Here is a 26,299-nt window from a genome sequence, read left to right on the forward strand (position 1 = left end):
TAACCGTATAATAAGGGGCGGTAATATAGCATATTATCAGGCACTTTGGATATGCACATACGTGTCCGGCTTATGATTAATAGCTATTAAGAATAAGCAGTTAAAATGGCAAGTGTGAAGGCGATAGCTTGATAGCTATCTATATAACGATGGGGATTGATTACTCGTGATAGTTGTAATGAGGGTCATGATGAATTGGGATAGTCACCAAAAATCTAGTATGACCATTTAGCGTATCTGTAATAATACGTCCTTGATGAGCGGTAACAATTTGTGAGACTAACGATAACCCTAATCCAGAGCCTTTGTTTTTTTGCTGTAAACGTACAAATGGGCTAAAGACTTCTTCCCGCTTGCCTTCAGGGATACCAGTGCCTTCGTCGATTACCGCTAGCACGGCATATTTTGGCAGTGGACGTTCGGGTTCAGTTTTGGCTTTCTTCATATGCTTAGCAAATAAGCCTTCTTTACGCACGACTGCGCCTGAGTTCTCATTGTTTGAGCTATTAGATTTGGCGTCATCTTTCGTATTATTTGAGCTGTTATTTTTAGTAGCGGCATCAGTAATAGAACTATCTGATTTTTGAACACTGTTCTCGATAAGAGTGCCAGTATTCTCGCTTTCTACGTTGCTTATAGAGCTTGTTGATGCTACTTCAGTCACGTTAGCATTGTTGGTATTATCGGCGTCGCTAGCAGGTTCAGTAGAGTCTGGAACAGCCTTCCAAATAACTTTCTTAATTCTGTCAGTTAATTCACTGGTAAAGCTGTAATAGTCAGCAAGTAGTGATGTTTCGCCAGTAGTAGGTTGGGGTTTGCTAGCACTGTCTATTAAGCTGCCATCTGAAAGGCCATTATCAATACTGACTTCACCATTGCTCTCGTTGTTCTTATTGTTGGCAGCTATATCCTCACCGTTTTTGTAGATAGTCGGCGTTGGTAGCTCTACTATTGAGTCAGTCGTTTCGGATTTATTTTTATCAACCGAACTAGTAGCTTCCTGCTTAGCAGTTTGGTGTTCAATTACCTTGGCATCAGTGTTTTCTTCATAATCATCAAAGTCTAAACTGTTGTAATCGACAAAGCTGCTGCATAGCACTGTTTGTAATAGATAGTCAGGTACAGTTCCAGCTTCTTCTATGCTCTGAACACCGTATAGCAATACCGTAACAGGTGGCTTGCCATGTAGCATAGCGTTGGTAAGTAAATTACGAATCAAATGAGTCAACATTGATGACTGACCATCTATTACGATGTGCTCACCAATCAGCGTGGCTTCAGGGTAATGCTGACGCTCTTGATTTACCAAATCGTATAAATCGAGGTTTTCAACTTGCTGTAAGGCATGTCCCGCATCCAAACGGCTAACCAGTAATATGCTTTCTACTAAGTCATTAAGACCTGATAAGTCTCTATTGATCGCTTGTGCCCGTTTATCAAACTTTGCTTTGGTATCAGTTGGTAGTGCACCAGCCAACATATCCATCATTTCAATCTGTAGACGGATACGTGTAATCGGTGTACGTAGCTCATGAGAGGCATGTGCTAATAGCAAGTTATTAGCATCAATTAAGTGTTCAATTTTTTGTGCTGCTTGGTTGAATCCACGTGCTAGTGCAGCGATTTCATCATTACCACGTGCATTCACTCGCACCGTAAAATCACCATCACCCAATTGAGTCATTTGTTGGCTCAACTGGTCAATACGCCACGTCATCGTCCGGGCAATCAACCATAGTACACCTGCCATAATGAGCAAGAGTAGTAGCGTACCAGTGAACAAGTTCAAGGCTGCAGAAAGGACAGGTTTTTTAGGTGTTAAACGTGATTCATACAGTAAGGTATAACCTGTACTGCTATACACTTGGGCTTGCTTGGTAGGTGATGTATCTGCAAGTGACGGAAAAACGCGCGAGAACAAAGACGGAGTAGGGGGAAGCTCTAGGGGTAGGTCGCTATTGTCAGTTTGCATAAGCAGTCGACCTTCGCTGTCATACAATCCCATTTTTGCTTGCAGTGATTCATCAAAAATATCGAAGCTTTTCTTAACGACCGCCAGCATAAAACGAGACTGCAAACGATTGTCTTTGCTGATAGAAATATTCAATTCGTGCAAGAAGGGATCGATTTGCCCCAAGATCTGCGTGGCTAATATCTCTGAGCGAATACCAGCATCTTTGTCATGAACAAGTTGGGTCAACAACACCATTGCTACAGCAAATAACGTAAGTGCCAGCATAACGCTGGCAAATAGTTTGGCAAATACGGAACGAAAACCCAATTGCTGCATTAAACGATCTCTATTATTAAACGCTTGTACCGACTCATGATATAGAGTTTACACCATGAGTCAGCTAATTAGGCATCCTTTACAATCAAACCTGATCAGTGGCAAATTGATAGCCGACGCCGCGTACAGTAATAATACGCTTTGGCTGGCGTGGATTGTCTTCGATTAAAGCACGTAGACGCGAAATATGTACATCAATTGCACGGTCAATATTGTCTGAGCTGTCATCATTTGGCATCGCTTGCCAGAGCTGCTCACGATTCAACACCTTACCAGAGTGAGTGGCAAAGTAGTGTAACAACTGAAACTGATGCGTGGTTAGACGTACCGGTTGGTCATCGATAGTGACTTCATGACTATCAGGGAACACACTCAAACGGCCAAAGGTTAAGCTGTCTGATTGGCTATCGGCTTGATTTGGTTGTTCATGACGACGAATAACCGCACGGATACGAGCTAAAAGCTCACGTGGCTCAAAAGGCTTGGCGATATAATCGTCAGCACCCATCTCTAGCCCCAACACGCGATCGGTCGTGTCGCCTTTTGCGGTCAGCATAATAATAGGTACTTTATTGGTCATGTTGTTCTTGTTGCCACGAATCTTTTGACATACTTGCATACCGTCCATATCAGGCAGCATAAGATCCAATACAACCAAGTCAATATCGCGCTCTTTGGTGTCTAATAAGTCGAGACCTTCTTGACCAAGACCAGCATGATGCACATCATAATAGTTCATGGTCAAATAATCGCTGATCAGCTCAGCCAAATCTGGATCGTCTTCAATCAATAAAATCTGCTTACTCATGGGGTGTCCTCTAATTGTTATTGTGATTTATAAAAAGTATAATGTTCTCGGTAATGATTAGCTGTTAGTAATGATAAATAGTTAAACTATTAAGCCTCTACGTTTTCAAATGTACAGAATAGCGCATAATTACATGTGAGTCGTATTTTAATACTCGGATAATGCTATATATGGTAGGGCCATATTGCCTAATTATGCTGTTACAAAACAAGAGAAGCTTTGTTAATGTTTCTACCAAATGTAACTGTCAGCATAAGCTATTATGACACAATGACTTTTTTACCTTTAGAATCAACAGGTAAGTCAGCCAAACAAATCAAGCTATCATTGCTCACACCTGCTATCAAATACTGCTGCGTAGTAGGATCGTATTCAACTACTTCAATAGGTTGGCGTGTTAAACGCTGATCTTGTCCGATTATCCAAACATTTGCAGTCAATGGTTGTAGCGGCATATAAGGAGGAGTTTGCAACTCTGTCAGGTCGACATCGTGTAGCGCGCGCCTAGGTACGATAGTGCCTACATCTATTTGACCATAATTGACGCGCCCTGTGACTTTCATATTTGGCAATAACTTATCACGACTTACTTCGTTGTCGATGACATTAACATAGACCAAGAGCTTTTTTGGCTGACTGGTCGATACTAGTTTGCTGACCTGTCCCGTAAACTTGTCTGAGATACCTTCGGCGGTAAAATTGACCGTTTGGCCAACTGAGAGCTGTGGTTTTGCTTGTATAGGCAGGGTAGCCATAAAGTGCAGCTTGGTTTCGTCACTGATCTGTAGTAGAGGTGCGCGCTCCGCTAGCTGTTGTCCTGCATTAGCAGCCAAGTTTTCTACTCGCCCCGAAAAGCTGGCATGAATGGTAATCGAATTATACTGGGTATCTTGTTTAGCCGTATTAACGTCTGCATTTTGATTAGTAGAGGTATTGCTATCAGTATCTGTCGCAGAATTTGCTTCTAGCGTTTTGTCACTGTCAGTTTTTCTCACAACAGCGATATCTGCGTCTGGCGCAGCTTGTGCAGATTTAGCATCAGAGTTTTGCGTATTTTCTGGATTGGTTTTATTAACATCGTTTGATTCTACATTATCTTGTTCAGGCTTTTTCAAACCTTCAGCTTTGCTAGCAGTACCTACACGCCTAAATACGAGCAATGGCGTGCCTTTTTCTACCCATTGACCTTCACTAACCAATGTTTTTTCTATACGAATCGGATGTACCGCAACGAATGTGGTCTGCTTGATAGGTTCGATATTACCTTGTAAGCCGAGACTCGGCTGATACCTTGAAGGTTTGATACTCAGGATATGTTCTGGCGTCATGGTGACACTATCACTTGTGATGATAAGTGGCGTGTCTGCGGTTTCTGCTTCAGTGTCAGTAACGGCTGATTCATTTATAGGTGACGGCTGACAAGCAGCGATAAATAGTACGCTGAATAAATAGAGGCTTTTTCTTAAATGTCTAGAAGCTGTCATAGCAGTCACCATTGTAATCGTCATATTATTATATAGTGAATTGTAACGCGGTGGAACGACTGTAAGATATTTACTGAACTTAAGAAAGTTGATAACTCAGTATTAAGAAGAGTTGAAATTATACCTTTAATAAATAAGAACAGTTATTTATGATACCAACGAGTTCGAACATAATTTTGCTAATTACTGGAAAAGCAATAATAACTATGCTAAAACAAACACTATAAAATATACTGATACATTTTTATTACAAATGAAAATTATTCAGTAATATGATTGCCAGTTATATACAATACAAAATTATAATAACGATGCCTTTTATTTGAACTCTAATCTATTTATATATCAAAGAACGGATTTATGATTAATTGGAATCATTGTTATATGTGACTTTTTTATTGGATATGCGAAGGGTAAGTTATCTTATTCAAGGCACTTAAATAACGCTAGATTTTGTAAGATTAATAATAATAAAGTGCGTATAGTACGCTATATTGATACCGCGATTAGTCAGTAGGCATCAATCGTAGAAGATTCGCTGTTATCACAAATTTCAACGCAGACAATGCAAATATAGGTACTTATATCGATCTGACAATAGATGATATAAAAGTTTAAAATAGCCAAGCAAATTTTGTATTACTAGATAGAGTTACGAACAAATAGTCGTTTACAGGACAATGAGAATGGAAAATAATTTTGAAGGTTTAAAAGTAATGGTAATTGATGATTCAAAAACCATTCGCCGTACTGCAGAAACTTTATTACAAAAAGCGGGCTGTGAAGTAGTGACCGCTATCGATGGTTTTGATGCGCTAGCAAAGATTGTAGATAACAATCCAGATATTATTTTTGTCGACATTATGATGCCACGTCTAGATGGATATCAGACTTGTGCGCTGATAAAAAATAACCCCGATTATGCTGATAAACCGGTAATCATGTTGTCATCTAAAGATGGTCTATTTGATAAGGCACGTGGTCGTATTGTGGGTTCTGATGAATATCTGACTAAGCCATTTAGTAAAGATGAGCTTTTTGATGCCATTAATCAGTACCGTTAATCGAATAAATATAGACTTACAGGGAGTGATTGATATTATCGCTCCAGATTATTCAATACTGAATAGTTATGATTAAAGAATCGCTACCAGTCGATTTATAAGTGCTATTTTTAATCATTTTATCTGAACCATATATCAATATATCTTCACAGATATTTTAGAACATAAAGGAACCTCCTATGACTACCGTTTTAGTCATTGACGACTCGCCATCAGAAATGGCGAAATTTCGCGATATGCTTGCCAAAAACAACTTCCAAGTGTTGGAAGCGACCAATGGTGACCAAGGCTGTCAAATGGCAGCTGAACATTTACCAGATGTGATTTTGATGGATGTGGTAATGCCTGAAATGAATGGTTTTCAGGCCACCCGCAAGATTACTCGCGGTAAAACCACTGCTCATATCCCTGTCATTATGATTAGTACCAAAAACCAAGAAACAGATAGAGTTTGGGGCAAGCGTCAAGGCGCTAAAGAATATATGAACAAACCAGTTGATGAAAGTGGATTGGTCAATATGATTCGCAAAGTGATGGAGTAACTTGTGGCTTCTAGAGGATTTATCGAGCTTCTGCGTTTAGCAGATTTGGCACGCGCGCGCAAAAGCGGTCGCCGCGGTGGCCAAGAGTTTGATTGGCAAGGTGTGGTATTTGAAATTGGTGGACAGCGCTTAGTTGCCCCTATGGGTCAGGTATCAGAAGTATTATCTATGCCAGAATATACTAGCCTACCTCTAGTAAAGCCATGGATGCTAGGTATTGCCAACATTCGTGGGCGACTATTACCTTTGACGGATTTGTCGCATTTTTTGCAAGTACCTAGTCGCTTGACACAAATGAGCCAACGAAAAGTTATCGTTATTGATTATGACAATAACTTTTCAGGACTGCTGGTGGATCAAGTGCTTGGTATCGAACAGTTCACACAAGAACAGTATCGTCCAGAAGCCATAGATCCAGAGTCGCCGTTTGCGCCTTATAACCATGGCAAGTTTTTCAAAAACGACCAAGACTGGTATGTATTTATGCCAAGTTTGCTCGCACAGGATCCTCGGTATTCAGATGCTGCGATATAGCTATTACTTATAAAATACCTGTCTATTGAGTAACGATAGAGGAATAGCGACTGACATAATAAAGTTCGATGTCAGCATTTATACAGGCTTTGCTAATCATTGTTTAGATAACAATACGATTGTCAAAGTCAGCCACAATTAGACTTTGATGACTGTTTGAAAGGAAAACGCAAGATGAGTGATGTGATAAAAAAACCTGTAGCTGGTATGTCCAAAACATCAGCAGATGGCAGAGACGCTGATAGTACTTGGAAGCTATTGTTAGGATTTTTTGTTCTATTAAGTTTGGCTTGTCTGATTTGGCTAGTTAACTCGCTATCATCGGTAAGTCAGTATTTCGATAGTTTCAATCAATCCGTTATCTTGCCAGCGGCTGTATTTGCAATCGGCGCATTAGGGATTCTGTTTGCTTTGTACCAGCTACTGAAAAACCGTGGTGGATCAGAGCGATCGCTTATTGAAAAAGAAACCTTGCGTCGTCGTCAAGAAGCAGAAGCTGAGTCTGAGCGAGCGCGTCAAATTCAAGAAGAAAACGAACGTAACCAGATCGCTATTTTACGTCTGCTTGATGAGTTGGGTGATTTGGCAGAAGGTGATTTGACAGTCAATGCGACTGTATCAGAAGACTTTACAGGGGCGATTGCTGATTCAGTCAACTTTGCAATTGACCAATTACGACAGTTGGTACTGGTTATTAACAGCACTGCTGACCGAGTCTCACAGTCTTCAGATCAAACGCAGATGAATGCTGTTGAACTGGCCGAAGCTTCTGAACACCAAGCACAAGAGATTGCTGGTGTATCAGCCGCTATTAATGAGATGACTGTCTCAATTGATCAGGTTTCAAACAATGCTGCGGAATCTGCAACGGTTGCCCAGCGTTCAGTTGCTATTTCTCATAACGGGGCAGAAGTTGTACAACGCTCTATTGAGGGTATGAACGTTATTCGTGATCAGATTCAAGAAACATCAAAACGTATTAAGCGCCTTGGTGAGTCTTCGCAAGAGATTGGTGATATCGTTGGACTAATCAACGATATTGCTGACCAGACCAACGTTTTGGCATTGAACGCCGCTATTCAGGCATCGATGGCAGGGGAAGCGGGCCGAGGCTTCGCGGTTGTTGCTGATGAGGTACAGCGTCTGGCTGAGCGTTCAGCTAATGCTACTAAGCAGATTGAAACATTGGTAAAAACCATTCAGGCCGATACCAACGAAGCGGTTATGTCAATGGAATCGACAACTTCTGAAGTTGTACGCGGCGCACGCTTAGCGAAAGATGCGGGTGAAGCACTAGAAGAAGTACAGAGCGTTTCTAACACCTTGGCTGACTTAATTCAAAACATCTCAAATGCTGCATTACAACAGGCTGAGTCTGCTGGTCATATTTCTCACACCATGAACATCATTCAAGATATTACCTCACAAACTTCTTCCGGAACGATGGCAACAGCCCGTTCTATTGGTGAGCTAAGTGAAATGGCAGCAGCACTACAGGAATCGGTAACAGGCTTTAAGGTATCGAACGACGACGAGCTAGTAGATTATGAAGTGTTAGATACGGAAGGCGCATTGAAAGAAAGCGTTTAGTGATTATTTATTCTTTTAGGACAAGATCGACAGCATTTGATTGTTCTGCGTATTGAATAAATTTGCTGCTGTAAGAGTGATAAAAAGAAACCGTAATTATAGTAGGTGACTTATCTAGCTTAGGTAATGTTGGTAAGCCAAATCATCTGCTTATACAGTTGATCTGACATTAGGTAATACTTTGATGAAAGTCGACAGTTTGGATGTGCAGCGATGGCAGAAGTACATAGAGCAGGAAACTGGATTTGTGCTGCCAGACATACAGCTACAGTGGCTGGCTAATGCAATCGACTGTACGGCGATGTCGAACGGATTGAGCGTTCAACAATTATGGTATCAATTATCGAAAAGTGATGAGTTGCGTCAGCAGTTGCTAGATAAAGTACTCATTCATGAGAGTCGCTTCTTTCGACATAGACCCTCTATCGACTTTGTTACAGAGTATGCATTACAGCATCATAAAGCTGACAACATTGATAGTTTATTTCGTATTTGGAGTGTTGGTTGCGCAAGTGGACAAGAAGCTTGGTCACTGGCCATGAGCTTGGCCGCACAGCGATGTCAAGACTATGTCATATTAGGGACAGACATCAGTGAAGAGGCTATTAAAAGCGCACGGTTGGGGCAGTATGATAACAGGCAGCAAACTTTAATCCCGCAATCATGTCAGTCGTTTGTTCAGCCGCTGCCATCTAAAAGTACATTGAATAGATTTAAATCTGACACGTCAGAAGCGGCTAATAGTATGCAGGAGAATTGGCAGGTAGCACCTGTATTGCAGCCATATATCAATTTTTCTGTACACAATATTATTGAACAAAAACCACCCACTACGCATCTTCAGCACGTGATTATTTGCCAAAACATGCTGCTATATTTTCGTAAATTTGATCAGCGTGATATTTTGGCACGGTTATCAGAGCAGTGCGCGTTAGAGGGATATATTATATTGGCTCCAGGTGAGGCGTTGTTCTGGCGTCCTTCAAATATGCGCCGCATTGCGCACCCACAGGTTAATGTGTGGCAAAAAATTAGTGCCTAAATTAGTGCATAGACGAGTTAGGATAAACCTATGAAAAACCAGCCCAATGACATCGTGACGTTTCAGTGGTTGCTACCATTATTCAATCAGCAGTTAACACAGATATCTGACGGTTGGCAATTAGGTGAATCTAGCATCGATCATGAGCAGCTGATATCAAGTTATCATCAGATTAGCGGTGCGCTAATCATGCTTAAGCTTCCCTTATTAGCGGGTGCTGCTAGTAAGTTGAGTCAACTCGCAGGATTACAAAGTTGTGACGATTTTTCTATTAAAGAGCAGCGTATAGGTCAGTTCTCTCATCGATTATTACAACGAGAGATCAATCAGTATGCCCGTACAGGAATTTATCATATAGGCCTAATAAATAGGGCAGTTGATGAGCTGACCAAAGCTTTGTCTCAACGAGATATAGAAACTGTCATTCTTCTAAACATTAGTGATATTCAGCATGAATACGCAAACGATCATGCGAATAACGAAAATATTATCAGTAGTATTGAAGTGGCCGTGCCTACACAACAAGCTACCGCTAGCTTGACAAGTGAACAGTGTCAGCAGTTGCTACTCGTATGGCGTCAGCAAGTACAAGCATTACTGCTCACTAATACAAATCAGTCATCAGCACTCAGTACCTTAGAAAAAGCTAGCCAGTATCTTAGGCAGACAGCACAAGATAGTGGTTTACAAAGACTATGGTGTTTGACTGAGTTATTGCTAAGTGATCTGGCTCATAATGAGACGCCACTTCCTGAGCGTTATGCACCATTATTAGGTCAGCTTGATCAAGTTATAGAATCTTGTGCCCAGTCAAATGAAGTACCTTCAACGATAGTTGTAAGATTGACCACCGCAATCTATGTCGAATTGAGTTATCTAGCGCACAGTAGCAAACGTACCCAGTCTATTTTGGATAAAGTATCTCAAAGCACCACGACAGCGTCTCGTTTTTTACCGCAATTATTAACTCAGCTTGATGCGCTTATTTTCAAGCTAGATGAGCCAGATACTTTGGTAGCTCCTTTACAACATATCAGAGAACAGCTCAAAAACCGAGGCTGGACTTACTACGTGTCTCAGGTGGAATCAATCCTTGCAGATTTGAAACAGTCTCTTGTATCAGAAACAAGTTTTGCGCAAGAGCAATGGCAAATTGAACGCAAGCTGCAAGAGTTATACAACGCTATTTATAGTACTGAGCAAACTATTTCACTTAAGATTGGTGATGCAACCTCTTTTGCTACTTTGCCTGAAGTGATAAGTAGTAACGAGATAGAATTAACAGGTAAACATGAACTCATTAGTACCGATGATGGCCTACGTGAGCTTCGAATTGCAGTAGAAGAGATAAAGCAAAATTTCAACGATTATATACAACATCAAGATATTAGGTTATTACCAGCGTCTACTGATTTTACCAGTATTGGTCAAGCTTTTGACGATATGGAATTGCCAGAAATTCGTCATACTATGGATGATATCGGTAGTTTATTTACACAGTTAACTACTCGTAATATTACTACCCCGAGCTGGAGTTTGGTGCAGGCGTTGGCTGAGAGCTTAACGTCTATGGAGCTATTACTTGATTATCTTGCGCAGCAGGTTTTCGATCAGCAGTTGCTTACTTTAGCAAACGAACATACAGCCAGAGCAACACAGCTTCTTGATACTGACATCGATTCACCAGAAACGATTAACGAGACTGTATTCGCTCAAGAATCAGCTGCGACGAATGTTGTACGTTACGATGATAGTGGTGAGATCAGCCCTGTTATCAATGTAGACGATGCAAATATAGTTGAACAAGATAATGCGAGTCTGTCCAACAGTATTGAAAGTGATGCACTAAAGCAGGCTCGTGAACACGTAAAGCCTGATAACTTTGAAACAGATGAAGATGTCCATGATATCTTTATTGAAGAAGTGACTGAAATCATCACTGATCTTGAAGATTTTCTTCCTATCTGGGCGCAAGACTCACAAGATCTAACACCATTGACTGAAGTGCGTAGAGGTTTTCACACTCTAAAAGGCTCAGGTCGTATGGTTGGTGCCTTTAGTATCAGCGAGATAGCATGGTCAATCGAAAACCTACTCAATCGTTTATTAGATAAAACATTGCCAGTAACAGATGATGTGGTAAATCTAGTGGTTGATACCACAAAAATTCTACCAGCATTGGTAGCAGATTTTTCAGCCCAGCGACCACCAAGCTTTGACCCTGCGATTACTATCTTACAAAGTAGTAATCTTATGAATCAGCAGCCGGTCAACACTGGTCTGACGCTAACTGAACTTGCTCCTAAAGAGGTTATGTCAGATGATGCAGAATTAGAAAAATCGCTACTAGAAATTGATGATTTTGATAACGATTCTAATAACGATAGTACTGAGTTTGTTACTGACTCGAATAACAAAGAAGCGAATATCAACGAATATCTCTCTACGTTGGATATTCCAGAGAGTCTTGCACCTTTTATTAAAGAGACTAATCAACTACCAGCTGATGCCGACGATGCAGATCCTGATATCAAAGAGATATTTATAGAAGAGGCCAATGAAGTATTGGCAGAAATTGTGCCGTTGTATGAAAGCTGGCAGAAAAATTCGACCGATCTAGAGGGCTTGACAGATATTCGCCGTGGTTTCCATACCTTGAAAGGTTCTGGCCGCATGGTAGGCGCTAACTATACAGCGGAACTAGCATGGTCTATAGAAAACATGCTCAACCGTATTTTAGATAACAGTGTCGCTATCTCAGCTGATATGCGTCAGTTGATTATAGATGTACTGGCAGTTTACCCCAAGATGCTTGTAGCATTTGAACAGGGTACTCAAGACTATCCAACTGTAGTTCCAGTGTGGATTGCGTGTGCTGATGCGTATAGCAAGCAGCAGGGTAATGGATTTAGCTATGCTGCTTTGTTTGCACAGTCAGTAAGTAGTTCTATAGATGAGATGGAAGAAACAACGCCATGGTCTGATACGGCTGAGACTGGCAATGCTTATGATGACAACAGTAATGAAGCAATAGACTCTACCTTACAGACCTTTCATTCGGTCAATGAAAAAATGGCAGAGGCAGCGGTTGTCCTGACCCCGCAAACTGAGGAAGAAAAAGCATTTTGTAAGATATTTATTGATGAAGCAGAAGAGCTGCTTGATTGTATCGAGCAGTTTGTCAAAGACAATAGAGAACAGCATCATATAGAAATCACAGATGAAATCGTACGCGCATTTCATACTTTGCGCGGCGCTTCTGGTTCTAGTGCTTTGGCCGCTATCAGCGAAGTCAGTGCGACTATCGAACATAGCTTGGAGTCACTACAACAACAAGATATAGGCATGAATGCTCAGCACTTAGCAGCATTAGCCCAGTCAGCCACATTAATAGAGGGTTATCTAAACAACTATAAGCAAAATATAGAGCAGCATGATGCATCAACAGAGGACGATGGTTCGCAGAGTCAGCATGATATAGCGTCATTGCAAGCCATGCTTGGTGAGCAATACGTGGCTAATGACACTACTGTCATGACCAATAAGAAACTGACGATAGAAGAGTTATTAGACAGTAATATTGATACGTTGCTTGATGCTGAGTGGGAACTAGATGATGCGTTGAATCATACTGAAATAGAGCATATTCAAAGTTATATAGAGCAGCAAATCTCTCAAATAGCCTCTCTCATGGAAAAGGCGCAAGCATTTCCAAAATTTGTCACGATTTTAGATGAGCTGGGTAATGCGTATCGTTATTTGAGTAATCATATCGATAAAGCTCAAAATCAAGACATTCAAGCGATATTGCATGCAGGTCATGCTCAACTGATTGGCTTGTTTGATGCCTTAGCTGGAAGTACCTCCTTAAAAATAGATAAACAAGTCATTGATGATCTACAGAGTATTTATCAAGAAAGGGATGAGAACGAGGACGTTGGCTTCACCGTTAGAGTTGTTCCAGCAACTGAGCTACAGTTCGAAACCATTGATACTGATATCGAGCTATTAGAGATATTTTTAGAAGAAGCACAAGAGCTTGATACTGCACTAGATGAAAGCTTCAATAAATGGCGGGCCGATATCACCAATATCAATGCGCTGAAAGTTCTACAGCGTCATTTGCACACGATTAAAGGCGGTGCACGGATGGCCGGTATCCGTAGTATTGGTGATTTAACCCACGAAGCAGAAAGCGTCTATGAGTCGTTTGTAGAGAACCGAAGAGCGCCAACCGCGCAGTGGCTTGAAATCATGCAAATGGTGCAAGATACGATGTCACTACAAGTGATGCATATTGTGAGTCATAAGAAATCTTTCTTTACTCCAGAGCTAATTGAACAGTTGCATCAGCTTGAAAAAGCAAAAACGTTACCAGAGGTAGTCGATCTAGTCATACCAGTACCAAAAAATCACTTTGAACCTACAGAGCGTAGCATTGCTGCCAATGTTGTTGATAGTGATAATGAGGCATTGAGTACCCTAAGTCTGGATAGCATGATTAAACAATCATGGGCTAACGGACTCCCTGATCCTGATATATTAGCAGTATTTTTAGAAGAAGCAGAAGAGCTTACTAATCGTAATAAGTATCTGCACTTGTTCTTAAAAGATACGAGTAATACTACAGCGTTGCAAGCGCTCCAACGTGACTTGCATACCATAAAGGGTGGCGCACGAATGGTCACTGCCTCTGGTATTGCTGACTTAGCTCATGAAATGGAGTCAGTCTATACAGATTTTGTCAGTAATCGACGTCCAGCCACCAAAAAAGTATTAGAGTTGCTGGTTGCAAGTCATGACTGGCTGGCTGATGCAGTATTTATTCTTCAACAACATGTTAATCCACCGACGCCTACGCTATTAATTGAAGCGTTGGAGCAATTTGGTAGAAACCCTGATAGCCTAAAAACGATACCTAAAGAGTCTCTACAAGCCCAGCGTGAAGCAATCTTGATTGCCAAAGAAAACCAAGATTCACAGTATCTTGCAAAAGACATCAGTGAAATGCCGTCTATGCTTAGAGATACTCACGAGGAAGATCAGAGCGCTAGTAGCAATGAGATGATTCGTATCTCGGGTGGTTTGATTGAGCACATGATTAATCTATCTGGTGAGTCAGCGATTAACCGTGCTCGTATCGATATGGGTATCAGTAGTTTAACAAACAGTATCGAAGAGATGGGTACGACAGTACAACGCCTGGCAGATCAGCTACGTCGTATGGAGATCGAGCTAGAAGCACAGATTTTGTCTCAAATAGATGAGGAACTCATCGATAATGAAGACTTTGACCCTCTAGAGATGGATCAATACTCATCTTTGAATCAGCTGTCTAAATCTTTAACAGAGTCGGCCTCAGATTTGGTTGATATTAATCATACATTATTAGAAAAGACACGTGATAGCGAAAGCCTGCTGCTACAGTTGTCTCGTACCCAGACGGAACTGCAAGACGGTTTGATGAATTCACGTATGGTGCCATTTACACGCTTGACACCACGTCTTGAACGTATCGTACGTCAAACAGCTAACGAGCTTAATAAGTCTGTTGAGCTGACCATCATTAATGCTGATGACGAGATGGATAGAACCATCCTAGAGCGCATTACGTCACCGCTTGAGCATATGTTACGTAATGCTGTCGACCATGGTATTGAAACCACGTCAACCCGTCTGAAGTCAGGCAAAGAGCGTAGCGGTCGTATCACCCTTGAGGTCCGTCGTGAAGGTAGTGAAATCGTCATTCAATTAACAGATGATGGGCGAGGTATTGATGTTGAAGCAGTACGTAGTAAAGCCATCTCTCAGGGTCTAATTGATGCAGATGATAATAGTCTGTCAGACCTTGATATTATGCAATATATTTTCAACGCTGGATTAAGTACTAGTCAGCAAGTGACTCAGATTTCTGGACGCGGCGTTGGTATGGACGTTGTTATTAGTGAAATTCGTCAACTAGGTGGAGCGGTATCCGTCGTTTCAGAGTTGGGTAAAGGCTCAAGTTTTACGATGCGCCTACCATTGACGGTAGCCGTGTCTGACGCGTTGGTTGTTCGTGCTGCAGATCGCTACTATGCGATTCCATTGGTACAGATTGAGCGCGTGGTTCGAATGAATCCAGAGAAGCTCTATGACTACTATCAATCAAATGATGCCACATTGAATTTTGAAGACACTGAGTATCGAGTACGTTATCTAAATGAAATTTTATCAGGCAATAAGTTAAATGAGTTGGTGGTAAATACCAATACCAGCTTACCGCTTATCATTATTAAAAACCGTACTGGACAGAATATCGCTTTGCAAGTGGATCAGATTGCAGGTTCGCGCATAGAAGTTGTTGTCAAACCTTTAGGCCAACAGTTATCAAATATTCCAGGGGTTTCAGCTGCTACTATTATGGGTGATGGCTCGGTCATGCTCATCTTAGATTTGATTGCCCTTATGCGTAATGCGCAATTGGTCAAGAATATTACGAAAGCTGCTGATGCCAAAAGAGGACGTATAGAGTCCAAACCTACCATTCTAGTCGTCGATGACTCCGTGACGGTACGTAAAGTAACCTCACGTTTCTTAGAGCGTCAAGGGTTCAATGTGGCAGTCGCTAAAGATGGTATTGACGCAATTGAGATATTGCAAGATATGACACCAGACATGATATTACTTGATATCGAAATGCCTCGTATGGACGGCTTCGAGGTCGCCACTCAAGTCCGACATAATAGTCGTCTAAAGCAAATTCCGATTATTATGATAACGTCACGTACTGGCGAAAAGCATCGTGAGCGTGCCTTAGAGATTGGTGTGAATGACTATATGGGTAAACCATTCCAAGAAAAAGAGCTGCTTGATAAAATGCAAAAATTACTAGGTGAAGGGGTCAGCCTGACTAATGAAGGATAATGCACGTGTTTTAGCGCTGCGAAAAAAAAATAGAAACGATATTAAAGTGATGGTGGTGGCAGAAGACCATCGCCAGCGCATGGCGTTTTCAGATACGGTACGTGGCTTCGGCTTTACGCTGGTCGGCTGTGTGTCACGAGCACAGTGGCGGGAAACAGGTGCGCTTTCTAATTCAGCTATCGATATTTGGCTGATAGACAGTGATTATGATGACAGTGTGGCAATAGCGACGGTGGCATCCAAACCAGCAGCAGTACTGGTTGGCTTCAGTCAAGCACCGTATCTAAATGAATCCCAAGAATATGCAAAATGGCAGCGTAAGTTGAAGCGTAAATTTGCCCAATTACTTGATTTGCCAACACTGGTAGATGCTCCAACTTACAAGAGTGCTGATACTGACTGGCATTATGTCGTATTTTTGGGTGCTTCTATGGGTGGTCCTAGTGCGGTCAAAGAATTCTTAGATAACGTACCAGCCACACTGCCAATTTGTATTTTATTGGCGCATCATTTCAATCAAGCCATGATTGGTACGTTGCCCCGCATACTTAACCGTCACAATGACTGGCGCTGTAAGATTATCGCTTCTTCACAGCGGCTACGTGCAGGAGAGTGTCTGATAGTACCTATTGATAAGCAGGTTGTCTGTGATTCAACAGGTCGCGTGATACTATTGGATCAAGATTGGCATGGTGAATATAAGCCTGCAATTGGGCAGCTGCTCAAAAATACCAGTGATGTTCATGGTAGCGAGCTTATTAATATTATATTCTCAGGTATGGGTAATGATGGCTCTCAGTATCTAGACTTAATCCAAGACAATAACAGTCAATTATGGGCCCAAGATCCGAGCTTGAGTGCATGTCCAAGTCAACCTCAGGCTATCATTGACTCAGGGTATTGCAATTTTGTTGGTAGCCCTACCGATTTAGCAAAAAAACTAACCGATTACATTGGTGAAAGGGCAGATAGCCATTCACATTAACTTATTGCGAGTGACGTATGACACAAATTTTAAAACATTCGTTTGAGGCTGTGAGTCTGTTGACTACCAACAACGGTATGCTTGACGTCACTATTGTTCCAGCAGTTAACCAGCCGGACTGGATCATTCCAAGTAGCCTAATTTTGAGTGTGGATGAGTCCCAGCAGCAGGTTTCTAGGTACGACTGGCAACAGCAAGATTTGGCTGTATTTCATTTGCTACTGCAAGATCAAATCCCAGACAAAATGGTTGTTTTGGAAGGTAATACGACTGATCACCGTTTTGCCTTACAGACAGCAGGTGATTTGCGTCAGCTGCAAGCACGAATTTCTGAAGTCAAAGATGTAGAGACACCTGAACAGTTTAGTACTGCCAATGGCGAAGATAGGGAAGAGTACTTTAATAAAAATGACGTCTCATCCTACCTATATCAAACAGTGATGATTGATGACGAGCTATACTTAGTGCCAGATTTGGATAAAATAGCCCACCACCTGATTGATTCGGATAGCTAGATTCTCACCTGTATTTAAGGTATTCTTCATTCTATAAATAGTAATCCAGTAATGTTAATGACTTCATCTGTTGAAGACTTATTAACTGGCTTATAAAACTGATTAGAGATAATTCCTGATAAAGGTAGTAGAGTCACTCATGAATAATGCCAACTCGAATGTATCAAAGTGGTCGGTTAGTAGCCGTATTTTTCATTGGATTAGTGCAGCCTTACTGTTAACCACATGGATAATGATACTGCTATATGAGAATTTAGATAGCAATATGTTTATTGGATATCATAAAGCGTTCGGCGTGAGCTTGTTATTTTGGATGATTGCCCGAGTCATCAACCGCGTTTTTACTAAGGCACCACCACCGTTAGCCATGCCAAAATGGCAAATGCTCGTATCTCAGATGTCACATTTTGCTCTCTATGCCATACTGATTGCTATGCCAATGGTTGGCTTACTGATGGCAGTATATGGCGGTCGACCGGTTGATATTTTTGGTATTTTTCAAATCCCTGTATTTGTGACCCCAGATAGAAGCTTGGCTCGTTTTTACAATAACTTGCATACTGAGATTATCTGGCCACTGATTATTGGTTTTACGGTCTTGCATATAGCAGCCGCGTTATATCATCAGTTTGTCAAAAAAGACAATCTTATTGCCCGTATGAAGTAATCTATGGCCAATAAACATAAAAAAGCCCCAAGTATCAAACTTGGGGCTTTTTTATTCATTGTAGAAATACGTACTGTTAGAATGCTATTTCTTATGCTCAGGTAAATTGATATTCATTTCTAACACATCTAAGCTGTCTTCAGAACGATGGTTAATATTGACATCATCAATCTGCACACCGTTAACGTATTTGTTCACAACTTCTAAGATTTCACGTTTCATTTTTTCGATACGATCAACCGTTAAGCGATTGTTCAATCTGTTTTCGCTAGCAACGATAACTTTTAAACGCTCAGTTGCTAAATTTGCACTACCTGCGTTACTGTTGTCGTCAGTACCAAATAGGCTACTCCAAAATCCTTTTTTCTTAGTCATCATTATCCCCCAAACCAGCGCTGTAATAGACTCTTTTTCTTCACGTCAATATGACGTAGTGGACGCTCTTCACCCAAGAAACGGGCGACAATGTCTTCATAACATTGACCAGCAACAGAGTCAGTATAATGAATAACTGGTTCGCCATGGTTGGACGCTTCGAGCACTGAATGGCTCTCGGGAACAACCCCAAGTAGTGGAACTTTTAGGATATCATTTGAGATAGTATCAATATCCATCATCTCATTGGCAGCCGCACGTTCAGGATTATAACGAGTGATAATCAAATGCTCGCGAACAGTCCCTTGGTTCTCTTCTACTTTTTTCGTCTGACTTTGTAGAATACCGATGATTCTATCTGAGTCACGCACTGAAGAGATTTCAGGGTTGGTGACAATAATAGCTTCATCCGCATGATACATCGCTAGCTGTGCACCGCGCTCAATACCAGCAGGCGAGTCACAAATAATATAGTCAAACTGTTTAGAGAGCTCAGCCATTACCTCTGATACCCCTTCGTCGGTCAGTGCGTCTTTATCGCGTGTCTGACTGGCGGGCAGGATATATAAGTTTTCAAGCTGTTTGTCTTTGACAAGTGCTTGCGACAAACGCGCGTTTCCAGTGATGACATCAACGAAGTCATAAACAATTCTGTTTTCGCAACCCATGATTAAGTCTAGATTACGTAGACCTACATCAAAGTCGATAACAACCGTTTTATAGCCACGTAACGCCAAACCAGCGGCAAAAGAAGCACTTGTCGTGGTTTTACCCACACCGCCTTTACCTGAAGTGATTACAACTATCTTCGCCACAATGGCACACTCCTATGAATCAATGGGATATCTTTTGTATAAATAGCAAAACTACATGTTATTTACCTAACATATATACACTATCTTCGAAGCTAGCCTAGCATAAATAAACAAAAAATTATAGCAGCTCGATACTAAAGCAGAAAAACAACCTATGTATCGCTCAATTAGCCTCTCTGCGTGGTATCAGTAGGGTCATAGTCATGCTCTTTGGCTTGTCGAATAGAGCAGCTTAACTACCTTAGTTTTCTATAACGTCACTTCACCGTGTATTATTTTTAATGGCGTCTTAAGCTTCATCCATCACGGTAAATACTAAGCCTTCGCCTTCTACAAATTTTACTTGCACGGACTTGTCGATGACATGCTCAGGTAAGTTGTCTCGTAAGCAATAGGTTCCTGCTACTGACACCAATGACGGATTAAAGACTTGGCAGAATATACGGGCATCTTTATCACCTGTTGCGCCTGCCACCAAACGCCCTTGTGCACGGCCATATACATGCAAGCTATTGTCAGTAATCGCTTCAGCGCCGCTATTGATACTACTGGTCAAGATCAAGTCGCCACCAACGTGATTGAGACTTTGTCCTGAACGCAGCATTTGATCATAGATTAAGCTAGTAATATGCTGAGTACTTACCAATGTCTCGGTTGGCATATTAGATAGTGTCGTTTCAGTAGCAGGTTCGGTTGTGGAAGAAATATCATCGACGTTGTTAGCATTAACTACTTTGGCGTTGTTGTTCTCTGCCGATGGTTGGGTAGGGATGGACGCTTTTTTACTTGGCAATATACGCTCAATACGCTTACCATCTGCTGGGAATATCGCTAAGCGCTGCTCACGTGCTTGCGCATCAAGCATACCTGTCACCACGCCAATAGGCTGCAATCCCCATGCCCATAACAGCTCTACCAATGCTGACAAATCCTGCTCAACGTCACTATCAATAAGGATAGGGATATTGCTCGATTTATTACTGAGCGTTTCAGTTAGCTGAGCTTCTATAGCTGCTAGATCGCTTGTACTAAACTGTACGCGTGAAAACGTCAGCATTTTGCCATAGAAAGCTAGCGCTGGTGCAGTCTGGTTATCGTTAGCTGAAACTGTCATATACAAACCCTTAAAAATAATTCTGTCACGGTATTATGTCTCTTATTACGTCATGCTATTAGATAGCTAAACTATAGATTTAGCATATCTTGGTGCTTCCATTGCTGCACTTTTACTTGCGCTTCAAACGCAGTCAAACTGTCATCAATGATACTAGAAATTAAGGTATCTAGCGCTGTATTATTGGTATCTATTTGCGCAATACCGCTAGCAATTTCTATCATTAATATATCCAAGCGTTTAGGGTCTAAAAGTCGCTTGTTTAATGCATTGACGACGTTCTCACCGATATTGTGCCCGACGTGATGCAGCTGTGATTCAATCAGGCTGCCCGCGATAGGTATCATGCGTAGATAGCGGCGCAATTCAGGTGTGTTGGCCAATCCTTCCTCAATAGCATTACCCATTTCGCTCGCCAATATACTGCCCCCACCTGATGAGGCAGTCAGTTCCTGCAGCTTCGGTGCAAGCTCTGTACGCAGCATAGACAATACGGCCGCTTCAATCTCATTTCGATTTTTTGCAATCGTCGACTCGATGAATGATTTATGCGTGTCTGAACTGGTTAGTTCTTGTCGAAAGTTCTGTATCGCTGTCAAAATAACGCGATCAGAGAGCTCTTCTAACAGTAGGTCAATATAGAACTTGATTCGGTTGATCCACGTCTGCGGCAGTACTTGATAGCCAAGCTGATATAGACGTCGTCCAATAACGACCGCTCGCAGCAGTCGCAAAGCACGTAGCTGCGGAAAACAGCCTAATACTTCGTACCAATGAACGAATGGGAAAAAGAACCAGCGATAATAGACTTTTTGTTTAATAGCAATCGCCCAGCGCAACAGTAACTCAACGACCAAAAAGATAGTAAAAAAACCTCCAGCAGTGCGTAGAGGATCATGTAGAGTGCTCTGATACCAATTGAGCGCTTCACTGATGGTTAGCCATTCTGCAGCATTACTACTAAAATTGCTCATCAAAATAGCGTCGATACTGATCAATAGCAGATCAATACTGATTGCAATAATCATAACGATATCGTAAGTGAGCTTAAAGCGACTCGGCTTTGGATGGTTCGGTTTTGGCGGCTCATCACTTATTGGATAAGGAGGCTGACTCAAAACAGATTCGGTAGCTAACGGCGAGCTAGTAGTAGAGGTGGGCACAGTCATACCTTATAAGTAATAAATGGCACAAAGAATGGGTCAGAAATCGATATTTACTACCATTTACTATCAAAGTAGACATCGAAAATCTATGCGTTCATGATTAGTCACATTATCAATGAATAAGGTTAAAAAACAACCCATCTATGATTAAAATTTACTTATGATGCATGGCTGTTTTAACAGTAAACATCATAAGTAAGATATGACTATGGTGACACCTGTACCCGTAACTTTGTTCCTCAATAACTTTTTATCTCGTACTCGATACTTATTACATCAACGTTTGTTACATCGATATTTACTACTTAGTACGCTTGTATCGACTGTGCTTGGTATTTTATAAGATTTAACGGATAACTAGTTTAGTATTGCTGAGCATCTTTGTTAGGCATCTTGCGTTTTAGGATTGGTTTCAAAGTCTGCCAACATAGTGCTAATGCGTTCATCTTTTTGACGCCACACTTGTTCAACCCAGTCGAACATTTGAGCTTTTGTATCCTCGTCATTTTCGTAGCCACCTTGCTTGATACTTTTGAACAAAGCATCTGGTATATCAATGTAGCGCAAGTCAACGCCCAAGCGTTTGATATTGCCTTTCCAAAGATCCCCATAGCTTGGCACACCATCAGGGTATACGATGGTCATGTCTAGTATGCCATCGATATCTTCACCTAGTGCGCTGATAGCCAGTGATAATCCGCCTGCACGAGGTTTTAACAAGTGCGTATAAGGCGATTTTTGCTGAGCTTGTTTGGCTTTGGTAAAACGAGTACCTTCCAAATAATTTAATAAGGTAAACGGTTTGTCTTTTAGTAGGGCGCAGGCACGTTTGGCTTCTTCGATGTCTTTGCCTTTTAGCGCAGGGTTTTTGGCAATGGCTTCTTTTGAGTGTCGGCGCATCATTGGAAAATCTAAAAAGTAAAAAGCTTGGCCAACGATAGGGATGTAGATCAGCTCAAACTTGGTAAAAAATCGCGTAAGTGGCAAGCGCTTTTCGCCAATATACTGCACGATGCTGGTATCGACCCATGATTGGTGGTTGCTCACTAGCAGGTATTTACCATTGGTATGAATATCGTCGGGTAGACTGATACGCCAGTCTTTGCGAGGCAACATATTGTCGATCAAGGCACTGTTGCTACTGATCCAGTGAGTAGCAATTTTGATGACGGCTTTGTCTGCAATAGAGGCGCCAGTAATGACCTTACCGACGCCCATTAGCCATAAAGGAATACTACCACCGAAGCTATTGGCGGCGATGACACCAGTGGCTGTTGCAAGCGACACAGCTTTACCCAGTTTAGGTGAACGTTTATGCATTTTTCGAATGGTAGATGTCAATCGCATGCTCAATCCTTTTCAGTCTATCTGATTAATAATAAGCCGTATGTCGCTGAATCTGTCCTAGTCAAGTCAGGAATATTATGAACGTAAAGCTTTAAATCATGACTATTTAAAGCCGACAAATCTAGCGATATAATTTTAGCAGAAACATGTTGTAGTGTACGGTTGTAAACGTGACTAGTGGTAGCAAGGCGCGAAGATTTGACCTATAAAATCATTGAAATATAACCTGCACTTATCATACATAGGTATGACAAAATATTACACAGAGATAGGTTCTAGTTGCCATAATAATGGGGAATGTAGATAAGTACTTAAAAAAGATTAACGGACAATCTTTATAAAAAGCACGATTTTTTAAACTTAAGAGGAAATATTATGCGTAATACTTTAATGATTGCAGCAGTAGCATCAGGTCTAGCACTTAGTGGTTGTACAACAGATCCAAACACTGGACAACAGCGTCTAAATAAAGCTGCTCTAGGTGGTTTAGTTGGTGCAGCAGGTGGTGCAACTATTTCAAAAGCAACAGGCGGCGACAAGACTGGTCGTGATGCAGCTATCGGCGCAGCACTAGGTGCAGGTGTTGGTTACTACATGGAGCGTCAAGCTCGTCAGCTTGAGCAGCAAATGGCTGGCACAGGCGTAACTGTTGAGCAGAACCCAACCACTGGTAACATTGATTTGGTTATGCCAGGTAGCATCACGTTCTCATTTGATGATGCAACCCTTAGCTCATCATTCAAGCCAACGCTTGATAAGCTTGCTTCAACGATGAACCAGTACAACCAAAACACAATTACTATCGCTGGTCACACTGATAGCAAAGGTTCAGCATCTTATAACATGGGTCTGTCACGTGATCGTGCTTACTCAGTTGCTAACTACTTAACAGCTCGCGGTGTTGCTTCAAACCGTGTAAACGTTGTTGCTTACGGCGAGTCACGTCCGATCGCAGACAACAATACTGAATATGGCCGTGGTCAAAACCGCCGTGTTGAGCTGACAGTTAACGCACCACAGAGCGTAAACTAATCAATAGCTATATAGCTATTGAGTATGTGCTAGATATTTGAGCACATATATTTCAAAAAGAGTCAGCGATATGCTGGCTCTTTTTTTGTGTTTTCAGTTTGAATAAAATAGTGATGATTGATAGATATAGTTAATATTAAATTAAATATTGATAATGATTATCAATAACACTATAATTTGTCAGTGTTTGCTATTGATGCAATATTAAACGTCTTATCGTGCGCACTGAGAGTCAATGTGCATGGCTAAGATAGCCTGCTGTAACATGGCTTGATTATCAAAATAATTGAGGCTACTTAACCAAAACGAATTTTTTGCTATATTTCTTGAGGATATGTATGACGATTACCACAGTAACGAGCCGTAAGCTTTTACCAACTACTTTAGCTGTTGCACTTGCAGGATTGTTAATGGTGTCGGGCTGTACAAAGCAAGCCGATGAAGACACCAATGCTGCGACAGAAACGCAAACAGAAGTAGCAAACACAGAGACAGCTGATAATTCAGAGATGACTGCTGCCGAAAAAGCACATATTGATAGATTGATTATCAGTTATGCAAATATGGCACACGCCGCTTATAAAGATTCGTTGGACACGGCCAAAGCGCTACAAACTGCGGTAGAAACTTACGTGGCCACCCCAACACAAGAGAACCTTGATGCTGCAAAAGCTGCCTATAAAGCAGCGCGTCAACCATATTCACAAACTGAGATTTTCCGTTTTGATGAAGGCTTTGTGACTGCCAACGACAAACGTGCTATCAACAGTATCGATAGTTGGGAAGGGCAGATCAATGCTTGGCCACTTGATGAAGCATTGATTGATTATGTTGGTGACGACTACGAAGGCGAATATAATAGCCAAGAGAACATCGTCAATAGCGATAGCATTACTGTGGGTAGTATCAAGCAAGATACCAGTACGATTACACCTGAGCTACTCGCAGAAATGAATGAAATCGGTGGTAGTGAGGCCAATGTAACGACTGGTTATCATGCGATTGAATTTATGCTGTGGGGTCAAGACAACAACGGCGTAAAAGAAGGCGCAGGTAATCGCCCAGTCACTGACTATGCGACTGAAGCCGGACAGTGTACTAGTGGTGAGACCGTCAATGAAGATGCCAATATTTGTGAGCGCCGCGGGGAATTCTTAACTGCTGCAACTCAACTATTGGTTGATGATTTGACCGCGATGGAAGCTCAGTGGCAGCCCGACACTGAGAATACTTTGCGTAGTGATTTGATAGCGCGCAAATACGATAATGGTCTGCGCCAAATTATGTATCAAATGGGCAGCTTAGCATTAGGTGAGCTTGCGTCTGAGCGTATGCAGGTCGCTTTTGTTACGGGTTCTACCGAAGATGAGCACGAATGCTTTAGTGATTTGACTCATTTAAGCTATGCCAATAATGCGCGCGGTATCCAAAACGTCTTTAATGGTAGCTATACAACAGTCGCTGGCAAGACAGTGGGCGGCTACGGTATCAAAGACTATCTAACGGATAACGGCCACACAGAAGCTGCTGATAAATTGGCTGCTGAGTTCAACAAAGTAGAAGGCGCGTTCAACGTTATCGTTGAAAAAGGCGAAAAAGACGGCATCAAGATTGACCAGATGATTGCAACTGTCGGTCAAGCCAGCCAAGAAGGTATCTCTGCTGAAGAACAAAACGTCCGTCGTGGATGGGTTGAAGCGGGTATCACTAGTTTACAAGAGCTGACGGCCAGTATCGAAAACGCTGCAAAAGCAGTTGGTATCGATAATCTAGACGCAGATGCAGGGTCACAGTTTTAAGAAAAATTTAAGCTAGCGGCCCTTATTTAAAATCTTTTCATTGGCTTTGCGACGTTTTATTAGTCGTTATAGGTCAGTAACCGCTGTTTATTGGATACTTAGATTAGATATAATACGTGCGTTGTCAGCCACCGTTGGCAACGCATTTTTACGAGCATTAAATGAGCCAATTGGCTGGTGTATCATTTCATTATATGTCGATAAGCAATGATTGTGACGACATA

Annotated in this window: 18 protein-coding genes and 1 pseudogene; 11 read left to right on the forward strand and 8 right to left on the reverse strand. The window is 41.6% G+C overall.

What is annotated here, in order from left to right:
• Positions 1–160 precede the first annotated feature (160 nt).
• From CXF60_RS10035 to CXF60_RS10045, 3 genes are all read right to left on the reverse strand, one after another.
• Positions 161–2,290, reverse strand: coding sequence for a sensor histidine kinase (locus CXF60_RS10035; protein ID WP_102091825.1), 2,130 nt, complete (start codon positions 2,288–2,290; stop codon positions 161–163).
• Positions 2,291–2,375: 85 nt separating this feature from the next.
• Entirely contained in the window at positions 2,376–3,098 is a 723-nt protein-coding gene (locus CXF60_RS10040; RefSeq protein WP_057761578.1) for a response regulator transcription factor, read from the reverse strand.
• 260 nt (positions 3,099–3,358) lie between these two features.
• Positions 3,359–4,582 (reverse strand): efflux RND transporter periplasmic adaptor subunit, encoded by a 1,224-nt coding sequence (locus CXF60_RS10045; protein WP_102091924.1) that lies wholly within the window; start codon positions 4,580–4,582, stop codon positions 3,359–3,361.
• Between the two features lie 686 nt (positions 4,583–5,268).
• Here CXF60_RS10045 and pilG point away from each other — a divergent pair.
• The 9 genes and pseudogenes from pilG (at position 5,269) to CXF60_RS10090 (ending at position 18,427) form a co-directional block, all read left to right on the forward strand.
• A complete protein-coding gene (gene pilG, locus CXF60_RS10050; protein ID WP_102091826.1) occupies positions 5,269–5,646 on the forward strand; it encodes a twitching motility response regulator PilG in 378 nt (125 codons plus the stop codon).
• A gap of 179 nt (positions 5,647–5,825) precedes the next feature.
• On the forward strand, positions 5,826–6,188 hold the full coding sequence (locus CXF60_RS10055; protein ID WP_102091827.1) for a response regulator: 363 nt from the start codon (positions 5,826–5,828) through the stop codon (positions 6,186–6,188).
• A 3-nt stretch (positions 6,189–6,191) separates the two neighbouring features.
• Positions 6,192–6,722, forward strand: coding sequence for a chemotaxis protein CheW (locus CXF60_RS10060; RefSeq protein WP_102091828.1), 531 nt, complete (start codon positions 6,192–6,194; stop codon positions 6,720–6,722).
• 303 nt (positions 6,723–7,025) lie between these two features.
• Positions 7,026–8,312 (forward strand): annotated as a pseudogene (locus CXF60_RS10065) (methyl-accepting chemotaxis protein); the annotation flags it as partial.
• A gap of 184 nt (positions 8,313–8,496) precedes the next feature.
• Positions 8,497–9,354 carry a CheR family methyltransferase gene (locus CXF60_RS10070; RefSeq protein WP_102091830.1) on the forward strand — a complete coding sequence of 286 codons (858 nt, stop codon included), beginning with the start codon at positions 8,497–8,499 and terminating at the stop codon, positions 9,352–9,354.
• A 30-nt stretch (positions 9,355–9,384) separates the two neighbouring features.
• Positions 9,385–16,260 (forward strand): Hpt domain-containing protein, encoded by a 6,876-nt coding sequence (locus tag CXF60_RS10075; RefSeq protein WP_102091831.1) that lies wholly within the window; start codon positions 9,385–9,387, stop codon positions 16,258–16,260.
• Positions 16,250–17,245, forward strand: coding sequence for a chemotaxis protein CheB (locus CXF60_RS10080; protein WP_102091832.1), 996 nt, complete (start codon positions 16,250–16,252; stop codon positions 17,243–17,245). The genes CXF60_RS10075 and CXF60_RS10080 overlap by 11 nt, the downstream gene beginning before the upstream one ends.
• Before the next feature lie 17 nt (positions 17,246–17,262).
• Entirely contained in the window at positions 17,263–17,760 is a 498-nt protein-coding gene (locus CXF60_RS10085; RefSeq protein WP_102091833.1) for a hypothetical protein, read from the forward strand.
• Between the two features lie 139 nt (positions 17,761–17,899).
• Complete coding sequence (locus CXF60_RS10090; RefSeq protein ID WP_102091834.1) at positions 17,900–18,427, forward strand: cytochrome b; 528 nt, start codon at positions 17,900–17,902, stop codon at positions 18,425–18,427.
• A gap of 84 nt (positions 18,428–18,511) precedes the next feature.
• Here CXF60_RS10090 and minE read toward each other — a convergent pair whose 3' ends face one another.
• From minE to CXF60_RS10115, 5 genes are all read right to left on the reverse strand, one after another.
• Positions 18,512–18,802: a cell division topological specificity factor MinE gene (gene minE, locus CXF60_RS10095; protein ID WP_057762631.1), complete on the reverse strand. Its 291-nt coding sequence runs from the start codon at positions 18,800–18,802 to the stop codon at positions 18,512–18,514.
• 2 nt (positions 18,803–18,804) lie between these two features.
• Positions 18,805–19,617 carry a septum site-determining protein MinD gene (gene minD / locus CXF60_RS10100; protein WP_057761560.1) on the reverse strand — a complete coding sequence of 271 codons (813 nt, stop codon included), beginning with the start codon at positions 19,615–19,617 and terminating at the stop codon, positions 18,805–18,807.
• 289 nt (positions 19,618–19,906) lie between these two features.
• Positions 19,907–20,731 carry a septum site-determining protein MinC gene (minC, locus tag CXF60_RS10105; RefSeq protein ID WP_102091835.1) on the reverse strand — a complete coding sequence of 275 codons (825 nt, stop codon included), beginning with the start codon at positions 20,729–20,731 and terminating at the stop codon, positions 19,907–19,909.
• Positions 20,732–20,802: 71 nt separating this feature from the next.
• A complete protein-coding gene (locus CXF60_RS10110; RefSeq protein WP_228707102.1) occupies positions 20,803–21,900 on the reverse strand; it encodes a hypothetical protein in 1,098 nt (365 codons plus the stop codon).
• A 381-nt stretch (positions 21,901–22,281) separates the two neighbouring features.
• The gene (locus CXF60_RS10115; RefSeq protein ID WP_102091837.1) at positions 22,282–23,244 is read right to left on the reverse strand and encodes an acyltransferase; all 963 of its coding nucleotides are present in this window, start codon (positions 23,242–23,244) and stop codon (positions 22,282–22,284) included.
• A 375-nt stretch (positions 23,245–23,619) separates the two neighbouring features.
• Here CXF60_RS10115 and CXF60_RS10120 point away from each other — a divergent pair, with 375 nt between their 5' ends.
• Together CXF60_RS10120 and CXF60_RS10125 are read left to right on the forward strand one after the other, a co-directional pair.
• Positions 23,620–24,276, forward strand: a complete 657-nt coding sequence (locus CXF60_RS10120; RefSeq protein ID WP_057761553.1) for a YiaD family glycine zipper/OmpA-like lipoprotein — start codon at positions 23,620–23,622, stop codon at positions 24,274–24,276.
• Positions 24,277–24,614: 338 nt separating this feature from the next.
• Positions 24,615–26,075 carry an imelysin family protein gene (locus CXF60_RS10125; RefSeq protein WP_102091838.1) on the forward strand — a complete coding sequence of 487 codons (1,461 nt, stop codon included), beginning with the start codon at positions 24,615–24,617 and terminating at the stop codon, positions 26,073–26,075.
• Positions 26,076–26,299: the final 224 nt, after the last annotated feature.

The organism is Psychrobacter sp. 4Bb (assembly GCF_002836735.1).
In the GTDB taxonomy this organism is placed as follows: domain Bacteria; phylum Pseudomonadota; class Gammaproteobacteria; order Pseudomonadales; family Moraxellaceae; genus Psychrobacter.

Excerpts from the sequence above, each read along its gene's own strand:
- CXF60_RS10035 (WP_102091825.1), bottom strand. The coding sequence starts at position 2,290 with ATGCAGCAATTGGGTTTTCGTTCCGTATTTGCCAAACTATTTGCCAGC.
- CXF60_RS10055 (WP_102091827.1), top strand. The coding sequence starts at position 5,826 with ATGACTACCGTTTTAGTCATTGACGACTCGCCATCAGAAATGGCGAAA.
- CXF60_RS10070 (WP_102091830.1), top strand. The coding sequence starts at position 8,497 with ATGAAAGTCGACAGTTTGGATGTGCAGCGATGGCAGAAGTACATAGAG.
- CXF60_RS10120 (WP_057761553.1), top strand. The coding sequence starts at position 23,620 with ATGCGTAATACTTTAATGATTGCAGCAGTAGCATCAGGTCTAGCACTT.
- minE (WP_057762631.1), bottom strand. The coding sequence starts at position 18,802 with ATGACTAAGAAAAAAGGATTTTGGAGTAGCCTATTTGGTACTGACGAC.
- CXF60_RS10080 (WP_102091832.1), top strand. The coding sequence starts at position 16,250 with ATGAAGGATAATGCACGTGTTTTAGCGCTGCGAAAAAAAAATAGAAAC.
- CXF60_RS10110 (WP_228707102.1), bottom strand. The coding sequence starts at position 21,900 with ATGACTGTGCCCACCTCTACTACTAGCTCGCCGTTAGCTACCGAATCT.
- CXF60_RS10040 (WP_057761578.1), bottom strand. The coding sequence starts at position 3,098 with ATGAGTAAGCAGATTTTATTGATTGAAGACGATCCAGATTTGGCTGAG.
- CXF60_RS10115 (WP_102091837.1), bottom strand. The coding sequence starts at position 23,244 with ATGCGATTGACATCTACCATTCGAAAAATGCATAAACGTTCACCTAAA.
- minC (WP_102091835.1), bottom strand. The coding sequence starts at position 20,731 with ATGACAGTTTCAGCTAACGATAACCAGACTGCACCAGCGCTAGCTTTC.
- CXF60_RS10075 (WP_102091831.1), top strand. The coding sequence starts at position 9,385 with ATGAAAAACCAGCCCAATGACATCGTGACGTTTCAGTGGTTGCTACCA.
- CXF60_RS10085 (WP_102091833.1), top strand. The coding sequence starts at position 17,263 with ATGACACAAATTTTAAAACATTCGTTTGAGGCTGTGAGTCTGTTGACT.
- pilG (WP_102091826.1), top strand. The coding sequence starts at position 5,269 with ATGGAAAATAATTTTGAAGGTTTAAAAGTAATGGTAATTGATGATTCA.
- CXF60_RS10090 (WP_102091834.1), top strand. The coding sequence starts at position 17,900 with ATGAATAATGCCAACTCGAATGTATCAAAGTGGTCGGTTAGTAGCCGT.
- CXF60_RS10125 (WP_102091838.1), top strand. The coding sequence starts at position 24,615 with ATGACGATTACCACAGTAACGAGCCGTAAGCTTTTACCAACTACTTTA.
- CXF60_RS10045 (WP_102091924.1), bottom strand. The coding sequence starts at position 4,582 with ATGACAGCTTCTAGACATTTAAGAAAAAGCCTCTATTTATTCAGCGTA.